The organism is Microcystis sp. M20BS1 (assembly GCF_020245305.1).
Lineage (GTDB): Bacteria > Cyanobacteriota > Cyanobacteriia > Cyanobacteriales > Microcystaceae > Microcystis > Microcystis ichthyoblabe_A.
Genome location: NZ_JADBUZ010000214.1, coordinates 11,432 through 27,586, shown reverse-complemented (window position 1 = coordinate 27,586; position 16,155 = coordinate 11,432). Strand labels below are relative to the sequence as shown.

The following is a 16,155-nucleotide window of genomic DNA, read 5'->3' as shown; positions in this document are numbered from 1 at the left end:
TCAAACATTCTCTGAAATCAGGTTTAGTTACTGTTCCGGGTAAGCCATCCGATGATTTAGCGATTAAGACTTTACGGAGTATTTTCAAACAAGCTCAATTGAATAAATATCTAGAAGAAGGAGACAATAACTAATGCGTTACGCGATTATTATCGAAAAAGCTGAAAATAATTATTCTGCTTATGTTCCCGATTTACCCGGTTGTGTTACTACCGGTAAAACCCTAGAGGAAATCGCAGAAAATATGAAAGAAGCAATTCAATTTCATCTGGATGGATTACAAGAGGAAGGGCTGCCAATTCCCCAACCAGCCACCTATTGCCAGTATATCGAAGCGTAACCGATCACCTGCATCCTGTCCGCGACTTTTATCTGTTAACATGGAACTGTAAACATATTACTAATGCTCAAATTCAGAAAAAACTTCTCAATATATGCGCGGATTTCGGCTACAAATTACCGCTAATCTGTACACCTTATGAGTTAATGGGAGAATGAGCCATGTGCGAAGATGAAATACTCGAAGAAATTCATAAGATTAGAGAAGAACACGCCAAGTCTTTCAACTACGATATAAAAGCGATTTGCGCCGATTGGAGGGAGAGACAAGCGAAAAGTGGTAGAAAATTAGTTCGGTTAAATACCGCCCAAAACATGACAAAAAATAGCGAAAATGATACTATTGAGAGAACCAAATGCTAGAAATTAACAAAAGCTATGTATTAGACAAAGATCAAAAGCCGATTGCCGTTCAAATTCCCATTGCTGAATTTGAAAAAATCGAAGAAATCCTAGAGGATTACGGACTAGGAAAACTCATCGAAGAAGTTGAAAATGATCAAATCCTAGACAAAGAAAAAGCCTTACAATATTTAGAATTGCTTAAAAATAAAAATGTAGAAGGTTGAATACAACAAGAGATTTTTAAAAGAATTAACCTCTTTGCCAAAAGACATACAATCTCGTATTGAGTTGATCGTATTTTCCGAGTTAGAAACTGACAATCCTTTTGAATTAGACTATCTCGATAAAATGAAAGGACATAAAGATAAATATAAAATTAGAGTTGCAGATTATAGGATTGGCCTGACTATTGATAAACCCAATCAAACCATCATCTGTCAACGAGTCGCACATCGTAGAGAAATTTACAAAACTTTTCCTTGATAGAAAAATACCGCTATCTTTATCTGTCAATTACTTTCTAATCATTTTAATCGATGAACAGGGAAATTGGAACTTTGAATTATGAAAAAATCACCTTCGGAAATGACTAACGCAGAACTCCGTCAGTATCTTTCGGAACATCGAAACGAAGAAGCTATTTTTAGTGAAGCACTAGAAGTATTATTAAGCCGAAAAAAAGACGGGTTTAAATATCCCGCACCTCAAACGATGTCCTATAAAGAAATAGAAACGATTTTCAAGGAAAAATTAAATCAAATAATTGAGGAATAGAAATCGTGCGTTATGCGATTATTATCGAAAAATTGCGATCGCCGATTTTGTAGGGTGCTTTAACGTAGTGTAACGCACCGCTAACTTTAATCATCGTGGGTTATCAATCAAGATAGATTATGATCTGAAATAGCAAACAGTACAAACCCTTGAATTTCCCATGACATTGACAACTGAGGATACTCAAGACAACCAACAACAGATACTCACTGAGTTACGAGAATTAAAAAAGTAACTTGAGCAATTTAACTAAAAATTCGATAACTATCAAAAAGCTACACAATGGGTAGTTCAGTTAGCATTTAGCTTAATTGCAGCCGCTACTGTAACTGTGATTGTCTCAACTGTGCTAGGTAATACTAAATCCGTTGAGTATAGGCTACATATCAGGATAGGCAAGAGGAGGAATAAATAATCAGTCTTTAATAACCGGATTTAGTAAGTACCTAAGCAAAATTAATTATGCAAGAACTCTAGTAATCAGTGGACATCTTCAATAATTAAGATTTTAGCTTGGTTGAGAGTTTGAACATTTGTACTAAAATTTCCAAGACGCAGTTTAAATCCCTGACAGCTTATAAACTTGAAACTTTAGCCGCTTAAATCGCACCATTGAGGGGAAATCCCCCTTAACTAGGTACGGTAAGCCCCTAGGAGCCGACGAACTGGTCAATCTAGAATAATCTCTAGAGTATAAAAGTAATCTCTTATAGAAAATGCAGCCAACCAATCCACAACAATTTACAGAAAAAGCTTGGGAGGCAATCGTCAAAACGCCGGACATTGCCAAACAGAACAGCCAGCAACAAATCGAAAGCGAACATCTAATGAAAGCCCTTCTTGAACAGGAGGGATTAGCGGGCAGTGTCTTTAGTAAAGCTAATATTAGTCTAGCCCGTTTGCGGGATCGAACCGATGACTTTATCCGTCGTCAACCGAAAATCTCTAACCCCGGCGACTCGATTTATTTAGGTCGTAGTTTAGATAGTTTACTCGATCGAGCGGAAAATTATCGCCGAGAATTTGGAGATGACTTTATCTCGATCGAGCATTTAATTTTAGGTTACGCTAAAGATGATCGCTTCGGGAAAAATATTTTTCAAGAATTCGGACTTACCGAAAACAAACTCAAAGAAATTATTCAACAAGTCAGAGGTAGTCAAAAAGTGACCGATCAGAATCCAGAAGGCAAATACGAAGCCCTAGAAAAATACGGACGGGATCTAACCCAATTGGCACGGGAAGGTAAATTAGACCCAGTAATTGGACGAGATGACGAAATCCGTCGCACCATTCAGATCCTCTCGCGTCGGACTAAAAATAACCCGGTTTTAATCGGGGAACCGGGAGTAGGAAAAACCGCCATTGTCGAAGGATTAGCCCAGCGGATTATTAACCGCGATGTGCCAGAATCTCTTTTAGATCGGACTCTCATTTCTCTCGATTTAGGCGGCTTAATTGCGGGAGCAAAATATCGCGGAGAGTTTGAGGAAAGATTAAAAGCTGTCCTCAAGGAAGTCACCGATTCCCAAGGCAATATCATCATGTTTATTGACGAAATCCATACCGTTGTCGGTGCGGGAGCCACTCAAGGGGCAATGGATGCGGGCAATTTATTAAAACCAATGTTAGCCCGGGGTGAATTGCGTTGTATTGGGGCTACTACCCTCGATGAATACCGCAAATATATCGAAAAAGATGCGGCGTTAGAAAGACGCTTCCAAGAGGTTTTAGTAGATGAACCAAATGTGGTCGATACTATTTCGATTCTTCGCGGTCTTAAAGAACGTTATGAGGTGCATCATGGCGTAAAAATTGCTGATAATGCTTTAGTGGCAGCGGCACTGCTTTCTAATCGTTATATTAGCGATCGCTTTTTGCCCGATAAGGCCATTGATTTAGTTGATGAAGCGGCGGCCAAATTGAAAATGGAAATCACTTCTAAACCGGAAGAACTCGATGAAATTGATCGCAAAATTCTCCAGTTAGAAATGGAAAGACTTTCCCTACAACGGGAGTACGATCCAGCTTCGCGAGAACGGTTAGAAAAGTTAGAAAAAGAACTGGCTAACCTCAAGGAAGAACAATCGGGATTAAATGCCCAATGGCAAGGAGAAAAAGAGATTATCGATAGAGTTCGTGGAGTTAAAGAAGCGATCGAACAAGTTAATCTAGAAATTCAACAGGCCGAACGAGATTATGATTATAATCGGGCCGCCGAATTAAAGTTCGGAAAATTAACCGATCTGCAGCGGCAAATGTCCGCCCTAGAAACCCAATTGGCCGACAAACAAACCACTGGTAAAAGTTTATTAAGGGAAGAAGTTCTCGAATCGGATATCGCCGAAATTATCTCGAAATGGACGGGAATTCCTCTCAATAAATTAATCGAATCGGAAAAAGAAAAACTCCTCAATCTGGAAGACGAATTACACGAAAGTGTCATCGGTCAAGAAGAAGCGGTCACAGCCGTAGCCGAAGCGATTCAACGTTCCCGCGCTGGTTTATCAGATCCCAACCGTCCCACGGCCAGCTTTATTTTTCTCGGTCCGACGGGTGTTGGTAAGACAGAATTAGCGAAAGCTCTAGCACGCAATCTCTTTGACACGGAAGAGGCTCTAGTTCGCATCGATATGTCGGAATACATGGAAAAACACAGCGTTTCCCGTCTCATGGGTGCGCCTCCGGGATACGTCGGCTACGATGAAGGAGGACAATTAACCGAGGCAATCCGGCGTCGTCCCTACTCTGTCATCCTCTTTGATGAGATTGAAAAAGCCCATCCCGACGTTTTTAACGTTATGTTACAAATCCTTGACGATGGGCGCTTAACCGACTCTCAAGGTCATCTGGTTGATTTCAAAAATACCATCATTATTATGACCAGTAATATCGGTTCTCAATACATTTTAGACGTGGCTGGTGATGAGTCTCGTTACGAGGAAATGCAGGCACGAGTGATGGAAGCAATGCGGAATAGTTTCCGTCCCGAATTTCTCAATCGTATCGATGAAACGATCATTTTCCATAGTTTACAAAAAGCGCAACTGCGATCGATTGTCAAACTACAGACAGCCAATCTCAGTGATCGCTTGATGGAACAAAAATTAGCCCTGAAACTTGCCGATATTGCCCTCGATTATCTAGCAGAAATTGGTTACGATCCAGTGTACGGTGCGCGACCCCTAAAACGGGCAGTACAAAGATATGTGGAAACTCCGATCGCTAAGGCAATTCTGCGCGGCGAATTTAAAGGGGGAGACACGATTTTTGTCGATGTGGCCGATGAAAGATTGACCTTTAAACGGTTAGCTTCCCCGGTAGTAACTGCTTAATTAAGTAGGGTTGGCTGAATCTTATTGGAAGCCTTACTAGAAAACGGTTTTGGGACTTTTTTAGTCAAAAAAGTCCCAGAGACAAACGTTGAGAAATCGAGGGGACTTTTTCAGCAAACCCTAGATCGTGATATTGGCCTCTTTCAGTTTACAGGCAGCGATCATGGCTTCAGCCCTACCGCGTTTCCTCAAGGGAACATCGACCCATGCAGTGAATTTATTGGCCGCATTCCAAAGACTTTGGCCGTGACGAATTAATACAAGTTTTGACATGGGTTTTCTTGGGAAGTGGGGTTTGGGGTGTGGGGTGTGGGGAAGTGGGGAGAATAAATAGAAATAATCTCCTGTCTCCTGTCTCCTGTCTCCTGTCTCCTGTGTCCTGACTCCTGACTCCTAGAACTTAGGGAATCCTGTGAATTTTGAGGAAATTAGTGCCTTTAGTTTTCTGCATGGGAATTCCCGCCATAATCAGGATTTTATCGCCGGATTGGGCTAGATTTTTCTGAAGCAGAATTGATTCCGTTTGCTTTAACACATCCTCAAAGACGGACACCTGATGATCAAGAAGAATCGGGATCACACCCCAGACTAGATTGAGACGGTGATAGACTCGTTTGTTGGGAGTCATGGCAATGACAGGAACCGAGGGACGTTCCTTAGAAGCCAGTAGCGAAGTGTAGCCAGAGGTGGTAAAAGTGACAATATAACGGAGATCAAGGGTTTGATCGATCGCCACTAAAGCCTCACTGAGAGCGTGAGTTTCATCGGACTGATTGGGGGGAGCATTATCAAACTTCACATCCGCTTCCACATCATGGGCGATTTTGGCCAACATAGCCACAGCTTTGACGGGAAAATCTCCCACTGCTGATTCCCCCGATAACATCACCGCATCGGTTCCATCGATAATCGCATTAGCCACATCACTAGCCTCGGCCCGAGTCGGTCGGGGATTGTGAATCATGCTTTCTAACATCTGGGTGGCAGTGATGACGGGAATAGTTTTCATGTTGCAGAGTTTGATAATGCGTTTTTGCAACATGGGGACTTTTTCGGGACTTAATTCTACCCCCAAATCGCCCCGGGCCACCATAATTCCGTCACATTCCTCGATAATTGACTCCAAATTTTCGATCGCTTGCGGTTTTTCAATTTTAGCCATCACTGGCACATCCCCATGATTTCTCTCGGCTAAAAATGCCTTAATCGCCTTGATATCTTCTCCTTTACGAACAAAACTAAGGGAAACCCAATCAACCCCCTGAGCAAGACCAAATTCTAGGTCTTGTTTGTCTTTTTCGGTCATGGAAGGTAAGCGCAAATTGAGACGGGGTAGATTAACTCCCTTGCGACTCTTGAGAATTCCTCCCTCCAATACTTGACATTTTAGGTTTTTTCCGTTAATTTCAACGATTTTTAGCTCTAATAAGCCATCATCAAGGAGAATTTGCTCACCTAGCTGTGCTTCCTCGGCCAGATAGGGATAATCGATCGAAACGGTGTTCGGTTCTCCCCGATACTCATCCATGGGTACAAGGGTGAGATAATCGCCGTCGTTGATGGTAATCGAACCATTGGGGAGATTACCGACGCGAATTTTCGGCCCTTGTAAATCTTGCAGGAGAGTGATAGGATTGTCTAATTCTTGAGAAATTTGCCGTAAAAGGCTAACAACTCTCGCATGATCTTCGTAGCTACCGTGGGAAAAGTTTAGCCGCGCTACATTCATCCCCGCACCGATCATTTCCTTGAGGACTTCTGGCGAATTACTGGCAGGGCCGATCGTGGCTACGATCTTAGTTCTATGGGTAATAATTGACATGGAACCCTTACTAATCGATCTTGGGACGATTACATGATATTCACTTTAGGTTAACTAACGGTGAAGCGAAAAACAAATTAAGCTTTTCCACAGACTTGCCATCGCTCCCGGTCCTCTCCTGAGCAGTCAGGAGTCAGCTATCAGCAGCAACCGTTGAGAGCTTTCACGGTAGGATAAACTAATAACCATCTCCGCTCGTTTAGATTTCCTTATGACCAACACATTAGACGATAAAGCCATAGTCAAGGACTATTTTAACGCCACGGGATTCGATCGCTGGCGCCGGATTTATGGGGATGGCGAAGTTAACAAAGTACAAAAAGATATTCGCATCGGTCATCAACAGACGATCGATACCGTTATCGGTTGGTTAGAAAGTGATGACAATTTGCCTAATCTCTCGATCTGTGATGCTGGTTGTGGAGTCGGTAGTCTTAGTATTCCCCTTGCTAAAGCGGGCGCAACTATTTTCGCCAGTGATATTTCTGAGAAAATGGTGACAGAAGCCAAGGAAAGAGCGTCCAAAGAGTTAGCAGATACCGGTAAACTCACCTTTGCCGTTCAAGATTTAGAAGCATTAACCGGCCAATATCACACAGTCATCTGTCTTGATGTTCTCATTCACTATCCCACAGAAGAAGCCTTAGGCATGATTAAACACTTGGGATCCCTAGCTCAATCCCGTTTAATCCTCAGTTTTGCCCCTAAAACCTGTTTATTAACCATTCTCAAGAAAATTGGTCAATTTTTCCCCGGTCCGAGTAAAACCACTCGCGCTTATCAACACAAGGAAAAAACTATTATCGCCGCTTTAAACGAAAATGGCTTTAAAATTGAACGGACGAGTATGACTAGCACTCGTTTCTATTTTTCCCGTATCCTCGAAGCTGTCCGCAGTGAATAAATAATGGCAGTCACCACCAGCAAATTAATCGAGTGGAAACAGCAAAAACGCGCGATTGTCACCCTCACAGCTTGGGATTATCCGATCGCGCGACTGCTCGATCGGGCAGGAATTGATATTATCTTGGTAGGTGATTCCTTAGCTATGACCGCTTTGGGCTATCCTACCACTTTACCGATCACCCTAGAGGCGATGATTCACCACGCGGCGGCCGTGTCTCGCGGGGTAAAACAAGCTTTAGTTGTCTGTGATTTGCCTTTTCTCAGCTATCAGGAAAGTGTCAGTCAGGCAATTCACTCCGCCGGAAGGATGTTAAAGGAAGCGGGAGTGCAAGGGGTAAAATTAGAGGGAGGTTATCCCGCTATGATCGAGACTATTAGCCGTTTAACCGAGATAGGCATCCCTGTTATGGGTCATATCGGATTAACTCCCCAGTCAGTCCATCGGTTAGGATACCGTCAGCAGGGAAAAACTCCATCGGAGGCACAAAGATTAATCGAGGAAGCTTTAGCCTTGGAGAAAGCGGGAGTATTTGCCCTGGTTTTGGAACATATTCCCGCCAATTTAGCCGCTACTATTACCGATAAATTGACTATCCCGACGATTGGTATCGGTGCGGGGGAAGATTGTGATGGTCAGGTGTTGGTAACGGCGGATATCCTAGGATTAACCGAAAAAGCTCCCCCTTTTGCCAAAGTTTATGCTAATTTAAGCGAGACAATTACAAAAGCAGTGGTAGAATTTGCCAAGGATGTGAGGAGAAATGAATAACGGCGAAAAAGCTACCTTTGGGGCCGGCTGTTTTTGGAAAACCGAGGACGCATTTCGGCGTTTACCAGGGGTTTTAGCGACTTCTGTGGGTTATATGGGGGGAAATTTTCCCAATCCTAGTTATCTCGATGTCTTATCGCGAATTACCGGTCATGCGGAAGTGGCACAAATTGCCTATAATCCCCAAGAAATAAGCTACGAGGCGTTATTAGCTGTTTTTTGGTCAATCCATGATCCGACTCAGTTAAATCGCCAAGGACCGGACCGGGGAGAACAATATCGATCAATTATTTTTTATCACACCCCGGAACAAAAGTTAATCGCCACTGCTTCCAAGCGTCAACTACAACTATCGGGAAAGTTTCAGCAGGATATCGTTACTTTGATCGAACCCGCAGGAGATTATTATCTGGCCGATCAGTCCCATCAACAGTATTTAGAGAAAAAACAGGCTCGATCGGTCGGGGATTTGCAGAAGAAAATATAAATACAGGTTCGGGGTATAATGTAAAATTGCTTTCGCAGGAGATCAGGAAAAATGCCCGAGGCGGTCGGAGTCATTCAAACGTTGGGTTTTCCCCCCGTTTTAGCGGCGGCGGATGCCATGGTTAAAGGGGGACGAGTCACCCTAGTTTATTTTGATCTAGCGGAAAGGGGCGAATTTTTGGTGGCGATTCGCGGTCCGATTTCCGAGGTTAAACCAGCAGTAGAGGCAGGATTAGCGGCAGCGATGACCGCTTTTGGTGGCAATGTGGTCAGTCATTACATCGTACCGAATCCTCCAGAAAATGTCCTGGCGGTTTTACCAGTGCAGCATACGCCTAAGTCAGACCGTTTTCGCAGTTAATTTCCCTAGCGATTGGCCCCAAACTAGACTATAGTTAAAGACTGGAAAATAGATTGGATTCTATCAATTGAACTTATCTGATTTTTGTTATTAGGAGTTAATTTATGACAGCCCAACCCGCGGTGGGATCGATCGAGACAAAAGGTTTCCCCGGTATTCTAGCGGCCGCCGATGCGATGGTAAAAGCAGGACGGATCACGATTGTTGGTTATTTAAGGGCAGGAAGCGCCCGTTTTACCCTCAATATTCGTGGGGATGTACAGGAGGTAAAAACCGCTATGGCTGCCGGCATTGAAGCCGTCAATAAAACCGAGGGGGCAGCTTTAGAAACCTGGGTAATTATTCCCCGTCCTCACGATAACGTGGTGGCTATTTTACCGATCGATTATAGCGAGGCAGTGGAACCTTTTCGCGCTGCTGCCGACGGTGCGATGGCACCAATCCGTCGTTAATCTTCAAGGTCAATTTTTTGTTACTGGTTGGAACTTGTCTAGTTCCAACTTAGTTTTTAGGGATGATTTAAGTTTTAGTCAGAAAACCGAATTTGATAATTGCTGCAACAGTTGCACCGATAACAGTGACTATCAAAGCCCATATTTGAGCCGTTGCCCTTTCTTTCAAGTCTTTGACATCTTCTTTGAGTTGGGAAACTTCGGCCTCTATTTTCGGTAATACTTCTAGTTTTGTTTCGATTCGCTCTAACCGATTGTCAAGTTTAGCGAGAATATCTTTTAAGTCAGTTTCAATGATAATAGGGTTACTCATGGGGAGATTCTTCTTTTGGGGACTAGGGGGGATCAATTTGTGTTAACAGTTCCTCTGCTAGATCAATAAACAAGTCTTTTTTGCCAATTTTAAGACTTAAGGTATCATCGGTAACTATCCAGCCATCTTTGATTAGGGCGTGTTTTACACAATCATGGAAAATATCTTTGGCAGGCATTTTTTTATGGTTCGGCGATCGCGTTATTTAGCCAGTGACCAATAGTCTCGATTAGGTTGGGACGGATAGAGGGGAATTTTTCTGACTTGAAGCAACCTGCTAGTTGATTGATTCTTAAAAAATCAGTATCTTGAGTAAAAATCACGCGACCATTGGATAAAGCAAATTGCAATTGTATTTCATCGGACATTCAATTGTTTCATTTAAAAGAGCAAGCTTTAGGAAAATTGTCTGAGCAATTTTTTGATAATTGACCACTGTTACATTTGGTAAATCGAGGAGTTGATCAAAATTTATCCACATAACCCACCTCCTGTTCTGTTTTACTATTATACCATGCTCACACAGAACCTAGAAGAGCCATGATTGGTTATCTGCTATGAATAATAAGCTGTCCGTGTATTTAAACTGCTTGTTGAGATGAGACAAGGGGCAATAGTAAAGGGATTGGGGGAGATTGTTGCTAATCTAAGGATAGGCGGTTAAAATGCGTCTTAGCTTATAATACCCAACTGGCAAAGCATTAAACCACCATCACTGCTACCGAATCACCAGCGCCTTTGTTGAGTATTCGACCCAATTACCCTAAAAATTCTATTCACCCCTAAATTCTGACTTTTAAATAAGGCTGAGGTGGATTTTTTAAGCATTATTGACCTTCTCACCTCTAAGAGCCGAAAATAAACAGAGACGACCTAAACCCAAGATTGCTGGTGAGAAGTTTTCCTGACTGGGGGCCTCTAGATGGCAGCCAGCAAATTCTTGCTGAATTTCTGTTAGGAAATAGGGCCAAATGGTCAAGAAAAAATTACCGCTAAAAATTATTTGATCGATATCTTTAAGACTTTTTTGCTGTTTTTCTAACAAATCATTAACTTTTTGTCTTAAATTATCTAGATATGGTAAGATCACCTTCTTATTTAAATCCCCGCGACTGACCGTCCAAGTATGACCAGCTAGAGAGGAGGTAAATTCGCTTTCTTCTTGCAGGATTAATTTAGTTAATCTAGCGGCTGCCAGTAAAGATTTTTTAAAGGGATTAGTATCGGTGAGATCGGAGAGCGAAAGGGGTAAAAAAGAACGCCAGAGAGGATAAATTAACTGAGAGAGTATGGCCTGTTCATAGGTGTTTTCCCCGTAGTTAAAATGGCTTAGAGCGATCGCTTGACGGGATAAAGAGCAAGTTTGCCGTGGTACTTCCAGCAGCGCTAAAGTGGTAGTCTCTCGTTTACCTTCGATCACCAGTAGGGTTTGGGGTTGGGGTTGGTCGCTAGTGGGAATATAGGCCAGAGCAGTAGCGATCGCTGTTTCCAGACTAGAGAGGCGATCGGGGGGTATTAGTTGCGCTGTGAGAAGGGCTTTTTTTAGGTCATCCGTGGGGGTTTCCCCGTCATCGGTAATAATAATAGCTTCTAATCGCTCTAGGGCTTCCCACAGCCAAGAATCGGTGCTAAAATCCCGATTAGATAGCCAGCTAATTAGATATTCTTCCACCTGAGAGCAGGGTAAGAGATCGCTCGTTCCCGTTGCTAGACTCCAAGAAAGAGGATAAAAATCGATCAATCCTTGGCTTTCCCGAAAAAAGACGATTTTCACCCCTGGTGGTTGTACCTCCATTCCCAGAGACCAACGGACAACTTCAGGGGTTCGATCGGGGGATAATAAAGGAAAAAGAAGCGCTTTGGCCGATTCTAAATGTTGACGAGTGGCGATAATTGTCTCGGAAGTAACTTCTTGCGGGTTAACTAGAGATGAAATCACCTTGGCAAGAATCCGATCGATCTCGGTCAGTAGGGAGGAAAAATCCTGTTTATCGGTCACTAGATAAATAAAAATACCCACAACTGTCTATTGTAGAATCACTCACTTGAAACGAACAAAATTTAAATATTAAACTATGGAAGAAAAACGCTATCCTGCCGAAAAATCGGCAGAGATTCAAAAATTATTGGATACAGCCACCTTATTGGTCGGTTTACCCCCTGAAACCATCGATAAAGTTACTTCTCATGTTGTCACCCGCACTCATCCCCCTAATCGGGCGATTTTATTAGAAAATGATTGGGGGGGGTCAGTTTACTTTATTCTGGATGGTTGGGTGAAAATTCGTACTTACAATATGGATGGCAAAGAAGTCACCTTAAATATCCTCGGTAAAGGGGAAATAGTCGGAGAAATGGCCGCTTTAGAAGAATCTACCCGCTCCACCGATGCTATCACCTTAACCACGGCCACAATTAGCAGTATTCCCGCCCAAGATTTTGTTAATCTGCTCAAATCGGAGCCTTTAGCGGGAATTCGTCTTTCTCAGTTAATGGCCAAGCGTTTGCGTCAAGTTAACCAGCGTTTACGTTTGCGCGAGGCCGATAGTCTCTCCAGAGTCGCCGATACTTTACTCTTTTTAGCCGAAGGTCAAGGAGAAAAAAGCGGTCAGGGTGCGATAATTCCTAATTTACCTCACCGGGAATTGAGTGGTATTAGTGGACTGGCCCGGGAAACCGTGACCCGATCCTTGACTAAATTGGAGAAAAAAGGCCTGATTCAACGAGAGCAGGAATCTCTCTGTATTCCCGATCTGGCCGCTTTAGAAAAAGCGATCGCCTAAATTCAGTTATCAGTTATCAGTGATCAGTTATCAGTTATCAGTTATCGGTTATCCTACTAAAATCTGGTTATTAAAGACTGATTATCTATTCCTCCTATTGCCTGTTGCCTGTTGCCTTTTGCATGAGTGCCTATCTTCACTAGGAAATTTATTTTGCACGACTACTTATGACTGAAAAATTAACCAGTTTTGGAGTGGTGCTGGTGACAACGGCCAGCGAAACGGAAGCGGAACACCTAGCGATCGCCTTACTTAACGAGCGCCTGGCCGCTTGTGTCAGTATTTACCCGATGCGTTCCATTTATCGTTGGCAGGGACAGATTGAAAACGAGCGCGAATGGCAATTAGTGATTAAAACCGATTTAAAGCAGTTTGAGCAGTTATCGGCGAAGATACAGGAACTTCATAGCTATGCCGTCCCAGAAATCATCGCTTTACCGATTGTGGCGGGTTCTCAGACCTATTTAGACTGGTTAGCCTCCCATACCAGTGGGGTGTCAGAATAGACCAATCGGCAACTTGAGCGAAAAAAATCTATACAATTCTTAATAAACTATCTCAGGAAGCGCAAAAAGTTTTAATCTAGATGCTGATTAAATGTTTAAACATCTGGTTTTAAGACCGATCGCCTCCACGATTGGAGAACTCAGCACATCGTCAAGGGAGATAGTTAAAATCCAATGAGTCTTAAGGCAAGCGGTGGCAGCTCCTTAGCGCGTCCCCAACTCTATCAAACCGTCCCGGTATCTGCCATTACCCAAGCAGAACAACAAGACCGCTTTCTCGATAAACCCGAACTCAACGAACTGATCGCCTACTTCCAATCGGGGAGCAAGCGTTTAGATATTGCCCAAACGCTCACCCGGAACTCCGATTTGATCGTCTCGCGGGCAGCTAACCGGATTTTTACCGGTGGTTCCCCCATGGCCTACCTAGAAAAACCCCCCGTGGAAGAATTGGCCCTGGTGGGTGCGGGTAAAATGATCAACGTCCAGGAAGGGATGAAATTAGGAACCGTTACCTACGCTGAAAGCGGGTCTGGTGGCGGTGGTGGTTTCCTTGGTGGTTTAAAAGGGATTTTCGCCTCTAGCGGCCCGATTCCCCCCGGATTCCGACCGATTAACGTCTCTCGTTACGGTCCGAGCAATATGCAGAAGTCCCTCCGGGATTTATCCTGGTTCCTGCGTTATATTACATACGCGATCGTGGCCGGTGATACCAGTATCCTGATCGTTAATACCCGCGGTTTAAGGGAAGTTCTCGAAAATGCCTGTTCTATTGATGCCACCATCGTGGCCCTACAGGAAATGCGGGCCGCTTCGATCGAGTATTTCCAAAGAGACAAGGATGCGGCCACTTTAATCAGTGACTATTTCAATATCCTACTAGGGGAATTAAAGGCCCCCACCCCCTCTAATAAACTGCGTCAGCGTCCCAGTAGTGACCAACAGGGTTTAAGTCTTCCCCAAAGCTACTACAATGGCGCCGAAAAACGGCAAAAGTTTGTCATGAAAACCGGTTTATCGGAGTCGGAAAAATCTTCGATTATCAAGGCCGCCTACAGACAAATTTTTGAACGGGACATCACCCGCGCCTATAGTCAGTCCATTTCTGACCTAGAATCGAAGGTGAAAAACGGCGACATCTCGATGAAAGAATTCGTCCGTCGTCTCGGTAAATCGCCTCTCTATCGCAAACAGTTCTTTGAACCTTTTATCAATAGTCGCGCTCTAGAATTGGCTTTCCGTCATTTCCTCGGTCGCGGTCCTTCCTCCCGGGAAGAAGTGCAGAAATACTTCTCGATCGTCTCTAGCGGCGGTTTAGGGGCGTTAATCGATGCTTTAGTGGATTCTCAGGAGTATTCCGACTATTTCGGCGAAGAAACCGTTCCCTATCTCCGGGGTTTGGGTGCAGAAGCACAGGAATGTCGTAACTGGGGGATGCAGATCGACCTGTTTAACTACAGCGCACCTTTCCGCAAAGTTCCCCAATTTATCACCACCTTTGCTAAATACGATCGCCCCTTACCGGATCAGCACGTTTACGGTTCCGGAAATGATCCCCTAGAAATCCAATTTGGGGCAATTTTCCCGAAAGAAACCCGCGAACCTAGTTCTAGTCCCGCTCCCTTCGGTAAAGATAGCAAACGTATCCTCATCCACCGCGGACCGGCGACTAATAACCAAAATAGCAACCCCGGCGCCCGAGGTGAATTCCCCGGTACTTTGGGACCGAAAGTTTTCCGTCTCAATAACGAGTTACCCGGTTCTAGCAATGGGGTAAGCGTTAAATTTGGCGAAAGTTCCACCCAAAGAGTGATTTTAGCGGCTTATCGTCAGGTTTTCGGTCGAATGCCCTACGAAGGTCAGCGTTTATCCGTGGCCGAGATTAAGTTAGAAAATGGCGATATTACTCTGCGCGAGTTTATCAAAACCCTAGCTAAATCCGAGGCTTTCCGGAAAATCTACTGGACTCCTCTCTATGTGGTGAAAGCGATCGAATATATTCACCGTCGTCTGCTCGGTCGTCCCACCTACGGTCGTCAGGAAATGAATCAATACTTCGATCTTTGCTCGAAAAAAGGCTTCTATGCTTTAATCGATGCCATTATCGACAGTCCTGAATATACGGAAGCTTTTGGCGAAGATACGGTTCCCTACGAGCGCTATCTAACTCCCCAAGGGATGCAGTTACGGATGGTGCGTTTGGGTAATCTCCGCGAAGATATCGGCCAAAGAGTTGATAAAGAGGAAACCCCGCGCTTTATTGAATTGGGTACACCTTCGGTCTCGATTCGCACTGAACCGGATATTCAATCCCGTGTCGGTCAAGGTGTCACGGTTCAACGGGAACAAACTAAGATCTTTAAACTGTTAACTAATCTGGATAAAGTTGCCGTACAAAATACTGTTCGCGCTGCCTATCGTCAGATTTTTGAACGGGATCTCGAACCCTATATCATCAATGCCGAATTTACCGCTTTAGAGAGTAAATTAAGCAATGCTGAGATCACGGTGAAAGAGTTTATCGAGGGTTTAGGTTGTTCGGATCTTTACCTGAAAGAATTCTATGCTCCCTATCCGAATACGAAAGTAATTGAATTGGGAACCAAGCACTTCTTAGGTCGCGCTCCCTTGAATCAAAAAGAAATCCAGAAATATAACCAAATTCTGGCAACTAAGGGATTAAAAGCCTTTATCGGTGCCATGGTTAATAGCATGGAATACCTACAATTATTTGGTGAAGATACGGTTCCCTATCGTCGTTTCCCGACTCTACCGGCCGCGAATTTCCCCAATACGGAACGCTTATACAATAAGCTGACCAAACAGGATAGTGAACTGGTTGTTCCCAGTTTTAAACCAGTAGTTAAGGTCGGTGGCTAATTAGTCCTTGAAGTTAGTTAATTTAGCTCGTGTTCAACACGAGCTTTTTTCGGGACAAATTACCGGCCAAAATTTATCATCGTC

The 16,155-nt window shown here is 43.7% G+C and carries 20 protein-coding genes and 3 pseudogenes; 16 read left to right on the top strand and 7 right to left on the bottom strand.

The annotated features are described in order from the left end of the window. Positions 1–11 precede the first annotated feature (11 nt). The 8 genes and pseudogenes from IM507_RS20425 to clpB all read left to right on the top strand — a co-directional run bounded on the left by IM507_RS20425 (position 12) and on the right by clpB (position 4,793). On the top strand, positions 12–134 hold the full coding sequence (locus IM507_RS20425) for a type II toxin-antitoxin system HicA family toxin (protein ID WP_287637457.1): 123 nt from the start codon (positions 12–14) through the stop codon (positions 132–134). After that, positions 134–340: a type II toxin-antitoxin system HicB family antitoxin gene (locus IM507_RS20420; protein ID WP_002769524.1), complete on the top strand. Its 207-nt coding sequence runs from the start codon at positions 134–136 to the stop codon at positions 338–340. The genes IM507_RS20425 and IM507_RS20420 overlap by 1 nt, the downstream gene beginning before the upstream one ends. A 161-nt stretch (positions 341–501) precedes the next feature. Further along, complete coding sequence (locus IM507_RS20415) at positions 502–702, top strand: hypothetical protein (RefSeq protein WP_287637626.1); 201 nt, start codon at positions 502–504, stop codon at positions 700–702. Then, positions 696–908: a hypothetical protein gene (locus tag IM507_RS20410; RefSeq protein ID WP_002743287.1), complete on the top strand. Its 213-nt coding sequence runs from the start codon at positions 696–698 to the stop codon at positions 906–908. Before IM507_RS20415 ends, IM507_RS20410 begins: the two co-directional genes overlap by 7 nt. A gap of 34 nt (positions 909–942) precedes the next feature. Then, complete coding sequence (locus IM507_RS20405; protein WP_287637624.1) at positions 943–1,167, top strand: type II toxin-antitoxin system RelE family toxin; 225 nt, start codon at positions 943–945, stop codon at positions 1,165–1,167. 81 nt (positions 1,168–1,248) lie between these two features. After that, positions 1,249–1,458, top strand: coding sequence for a DUF6887 family protein (locus tag IM507_RS20400; protein WP_002769523.1), 210 nt, complete (start codon positions 1,249–1,251; stop codon positions 1,456–1,458). A gap of 265 nt (positions 1,459–1,723) precedes the next feature. Continuing rightward, positions 1,724–1,873: pseudogene (locus tag IM507_RS23740) on the top strand (ssr2422 family thylakoid membrane protein); the annotation flags it as partial. A 301-nt stretch (positions 1,874–2,174) separates the two neighbouring features. After that, positions 2,175–4,793, top strand: coding sequence for an ATP-dependent chaperone ClpB (clpB, locus tag IM507_RS20395; protein ID WP_069474593.1), 2,619 nt, complete (start codon positions 2,175–2,177; stop codon positions 4,791–4,793). A gap of 120 nt (positions 4,794–4,913) precedes the next feature. Here clpB and IM507_RS20390 read toward each other — a convergent pair whose 3' ends face one another. After that, complete coding sequence (locus IM507_RS20390; protein WP_256094029.1) at positions 4,914–5,066, bottom strand: histidine phosphatase family protein; 153 nt, start codon at positions 5,064–5,066, stop codon at positions 4,914–4,916. Positions 5,067–5,193: 127 nt separating this feature from the next. Further along, positions 5,194–6,615: a pyruvate kinase gene (pyk, locus tag IM507_RS20385; protein ID WP_123230073.1), complete on the bottom strand. Its 1,422-nt coding sequence runs from the start codon at positions 6,613–6,615 to the stop codon at positions 5,194–5,196. Positions 6,616–6,826: 211 nt separating this feature from the next. Between pyk and bchM the strand changes: the two genes are divergently transcribed. The 5 genes from bchM (at position 6,827) to IM507_RS20360 (ending at position 9,589) form a co-directional block, all read left to right on the top strand. Next, positions 6,827–7,519 (top strand): magnesium protoporphyrin IX methyltransferase, encoded by a 693-nt coding sequence (gene bchM, locus IM507_RS20380; protein ID WP_123230074.1) that lies wholly within the window; start codon positions 6,827–6,829, stop codon positions 7,517–7,519. 3 nt (positions 7,520–7,522) lie between these two features. Continuing rightward, a complete protein-coding gene (gene panB, locus IM507_RS20375; RefSeq protein WP_002792150.1) occupies positions 7,523–8,290 on the top strand; it encodes a 3-methyl-2-oxobutanoate hydroxymethyltransferase in 768 nt (255 codons plus the stop codon). Beyond that, positions 8,283–8,777 carry a peptide-methionine (S)-S-oxide reductase MsrA gene (gene msrA / locus IM507_RS20370; RefSeq protein ID WP_287637617.1) on the top strand — a complete coding sequence of 165 codons (495 nt, stop codon included), beginning with the start codon at positions 8,283–8,285 and terminating at the stop codon, positions 8,775–8,777. The genes panB and msrA overlap by 8 nt, the downstream gene beginning before the upstream one ends. 51 nt (positions 8,778–8,828) lie before the next feature. Next, positions 8,829–9,137: a carbon dioxide-concentrating mechanism protein CcmK gene (locus tag IM507_RS20365; RefSeq protein ID WP_002732196.1), complete on the top strand. Its 309-nt coding sequence runs from the start codon at positions 8,829–8,831 to the stop codon at positions 9,135–9,137. A 104-nt stretch (positions 9,138–9,241) separates the two neighbouring features. Then, positions 9,242–9,589, top strand: a complete 348-nt coding sequence (locus tag IM507_RS20360; RefSeq protein WP_002733188.1) for a carbon dioxide-concentrating mechanism protein CcmK — start codon at positions 9,242–9,244, stop codon at positions 9,587–9,589. A gap of 67 nt (positions 9,590–9,656) precedes the next feature. On the opposite strand, the gene IM507_RS20355 is transcribed toward IM507_RS20360, so the two are convergent. The 5 genes and pseudogenes from IM507_RS20355 to IM507_RS20335 all read right to left on the bottom strand — a co-directional run bounded on the left by IM507_RS20355 (position 9,657) and on the right by IM507_RS20335 (position 11,922). Continuing rightward, a complete protein-coding gene (locus IM507_RS20355; RefSeq protein WP_002775412.1) occupies positions 9,657–9,902 on the bottom strand; it encodes a hypothetical protein in 246 nt (81 codons plus the stop codon). A gap of 43 nt (positions 9,903–9,945) precedes the next feature. Further along, positions 9,946–10,080, bottom strand: a pseudogene (locus tag IM507_RS20350) (element excision factor XisH family protein); the annotation flags it as partial. A gap of 4 nt (positions 10,081–10,084) precedes the next feature. Beyond that, complete coding sequence (locus tag IM507_RS20345; protein WP_002775410.1) at positions 10,085–10,270, bottom strand: hypothetical protein; 186 nt, start codon at positions 10,268–10,270, stop codon at positions 10,085–10,087. Next, positions 10,246–10,383, bottom strand: a pseudogene (locus IM507_RS20340) (ISL3 family transposase); the annotation flags it as partial. The pseudogene IM507_RS20340 and the gene IM507_RS20345, both read right to left, overlap by 25 nt. Before the next feature lie 339 nt (positions 10,384–10,722). Next, on the bottom strand, positions 10,723–11,922 hold the full coding sequence (locus IM507_RS20335; protein WP_287637616.1) for a hypothetical protein: 1,200 nt from the start codon (positions 11,920–11,922) through the stop codon (positions 10,723–10,725). 55 nt (positions 11,923–11,977) lie between these two features. Here IM507_RS20335 and IM507_RS20330 point away from each other — a divergent pair, with 55 nt between their 5' ends. The 3 genes from IM507_RS20330 to IM507_RS20320 all read left to right on the top strand — a co-directional run bounded on the left by IM507_RS20330 (position 11,978) and on the right by IM507_RS20320 (position 16,071). Continuing rightward, positions 11,978–12,685: a Crp/Fnr family transcriptional regulator gene (locus IM507_RS20330; RefSeq protein ID WP_002732437.1), complete on the top strand. Its 708-nt coding sequence runs from the start codon at positions 11,978–11,980 to the stop codon at positions 12,683–12,685. Positions 12,686–12,852: 167 nt separating this feature from the next. Continuing rightward, entirely contained in the window at positions 12,853–13,191 is a 339-nt protein-coding gene (gene cutA / locus IM507_RS20325) for a divalent-cation tolerance protein CutA (RefSeq protein WP_002733846.1), read from the top strand. A gap of 174 nt (positions 13,192–13,365) precedes the next feature. Next, positions 13,366–16,071, top strand: a complete 2,706-nt coding sequence (locus tag IM507_RS20320) for a phycobilisome rod-core linker polypeptide (RefSeq protein ID WP_002734960.1) — start codon at positions 13,366–13,368, stop codon at positions 16,069–16,071. The last annotated feature ends 84 nt before the right edge of the window (positions 16,072–16,155 follow it).

Coding starts and splice junctions, on each gene's coding strand:
- IM507_RS20415 (WP_287637626.1), top strand. CDS start 502: ATGTGCGAAGATGAAATACTCGAAGAAATTCATAAGATTAGAGAAGAA.
- IM507_RS20400 (WP_002769523.1), top strand. CDS start 1,249: ATGAAAAAATCACCTTCGGAAATGACTAACGCAGAACTCCGTCAGTAT.
- IM507_RS20390 (WP_256094029.1), bottom strand. CDS start 5,066: ATGTCAAAACTTGTATTAATTCGTCACGGCCAAAGTCTTTGGAATGCG.
- IM507_RS20365 (WP_002732196.1), top strand. CDS start 8,829: ATGCCCGAGGCGGTCGGAGTCATTCAAACGTTGGGTTTTCCCCCCGTT.
- IM507_RS20355 (WP_002775412.1), bottom strand. CDS start 9,902: ATGAGTAACCCTATTATCATTGAAACTGACTTAAAAGATATTCTCGCT.
- IM507_RS20330 (WP_002732437.1), top strand. CDS start 11,978: ATGGAAGAAAAACGCTATCCTGCCGAAAAATCGGCAGAGATTCAAAAA.
- IM507_RS20410 (WP_002743287.1), top strand. CDS start 696: ATGCTAGAAATTAACAAAAGCTATGTATTAGACAAAGATCAAAAGCCG.
- panB (WP_002792150.1), top strand. CDS start 7,523: ATGGCAGTCACCACCAGCAAATTAATCGAGTGGAAACAGCAAAAACGC.
- bchM (WP_123230074.1), top strand. CDS start 6,827: ATGACCAACACATTAGACGATAAAGCCATAGTCAAGGACTATTTTAAC.
- IM507_RS20420 (WP_002769524.1), top strand. CDS start 134: ATGCGTTACGCGATTATTATCGAAAAAGCTGAAAATAATTATTCTGCT.
- IM507_RS20345 (WP_002775410.1), bottom strand. CDS start 10,270: ATGTCCGATGAAATACAATTGCAATTTGCTTTATCCAATGGTCGCGTG.
- pyk (WP_123230073.1), bottom strand. CDS start 6,615: ATGTCAATTATTACCCATAGAACTAAGATCGTAGCCACGATCGGCCCT.
- msrA (WP_287637617.1), top strand. CDS start 8,283: ATGAATAACGGCGAAAAAGCTACCTTTGGGGCCGGCTGTTTTTGGAAA.
- IM507_RS20360 (WP_002733188.1), top strand. CDS start 9,242: ATGACAGCCCAACCCGCGGTGGGATCGATCGAGACAAAAGGTTTCCCC.
- clpB (WP_069474593.1), top strand. CDS start 2,175: ATGCAGCCAACCAATCCACAACAATTTACAGAAAAAGCTTGGGAGGCA.
- IM507_RS20320 (WP_002734960.1), top strand. CDS start 13,366: ATGAGTCTTAAGGCAAGCGGTGGCAGCTCCTTAGCGCGTCCCCAACTC.
- cutA (WP_002733846.1), top strand. CDS start 12,853: ATGACTGAAAAATTAACCAGTTTTGGAGTGGTGCTGGTGACAACGGCC.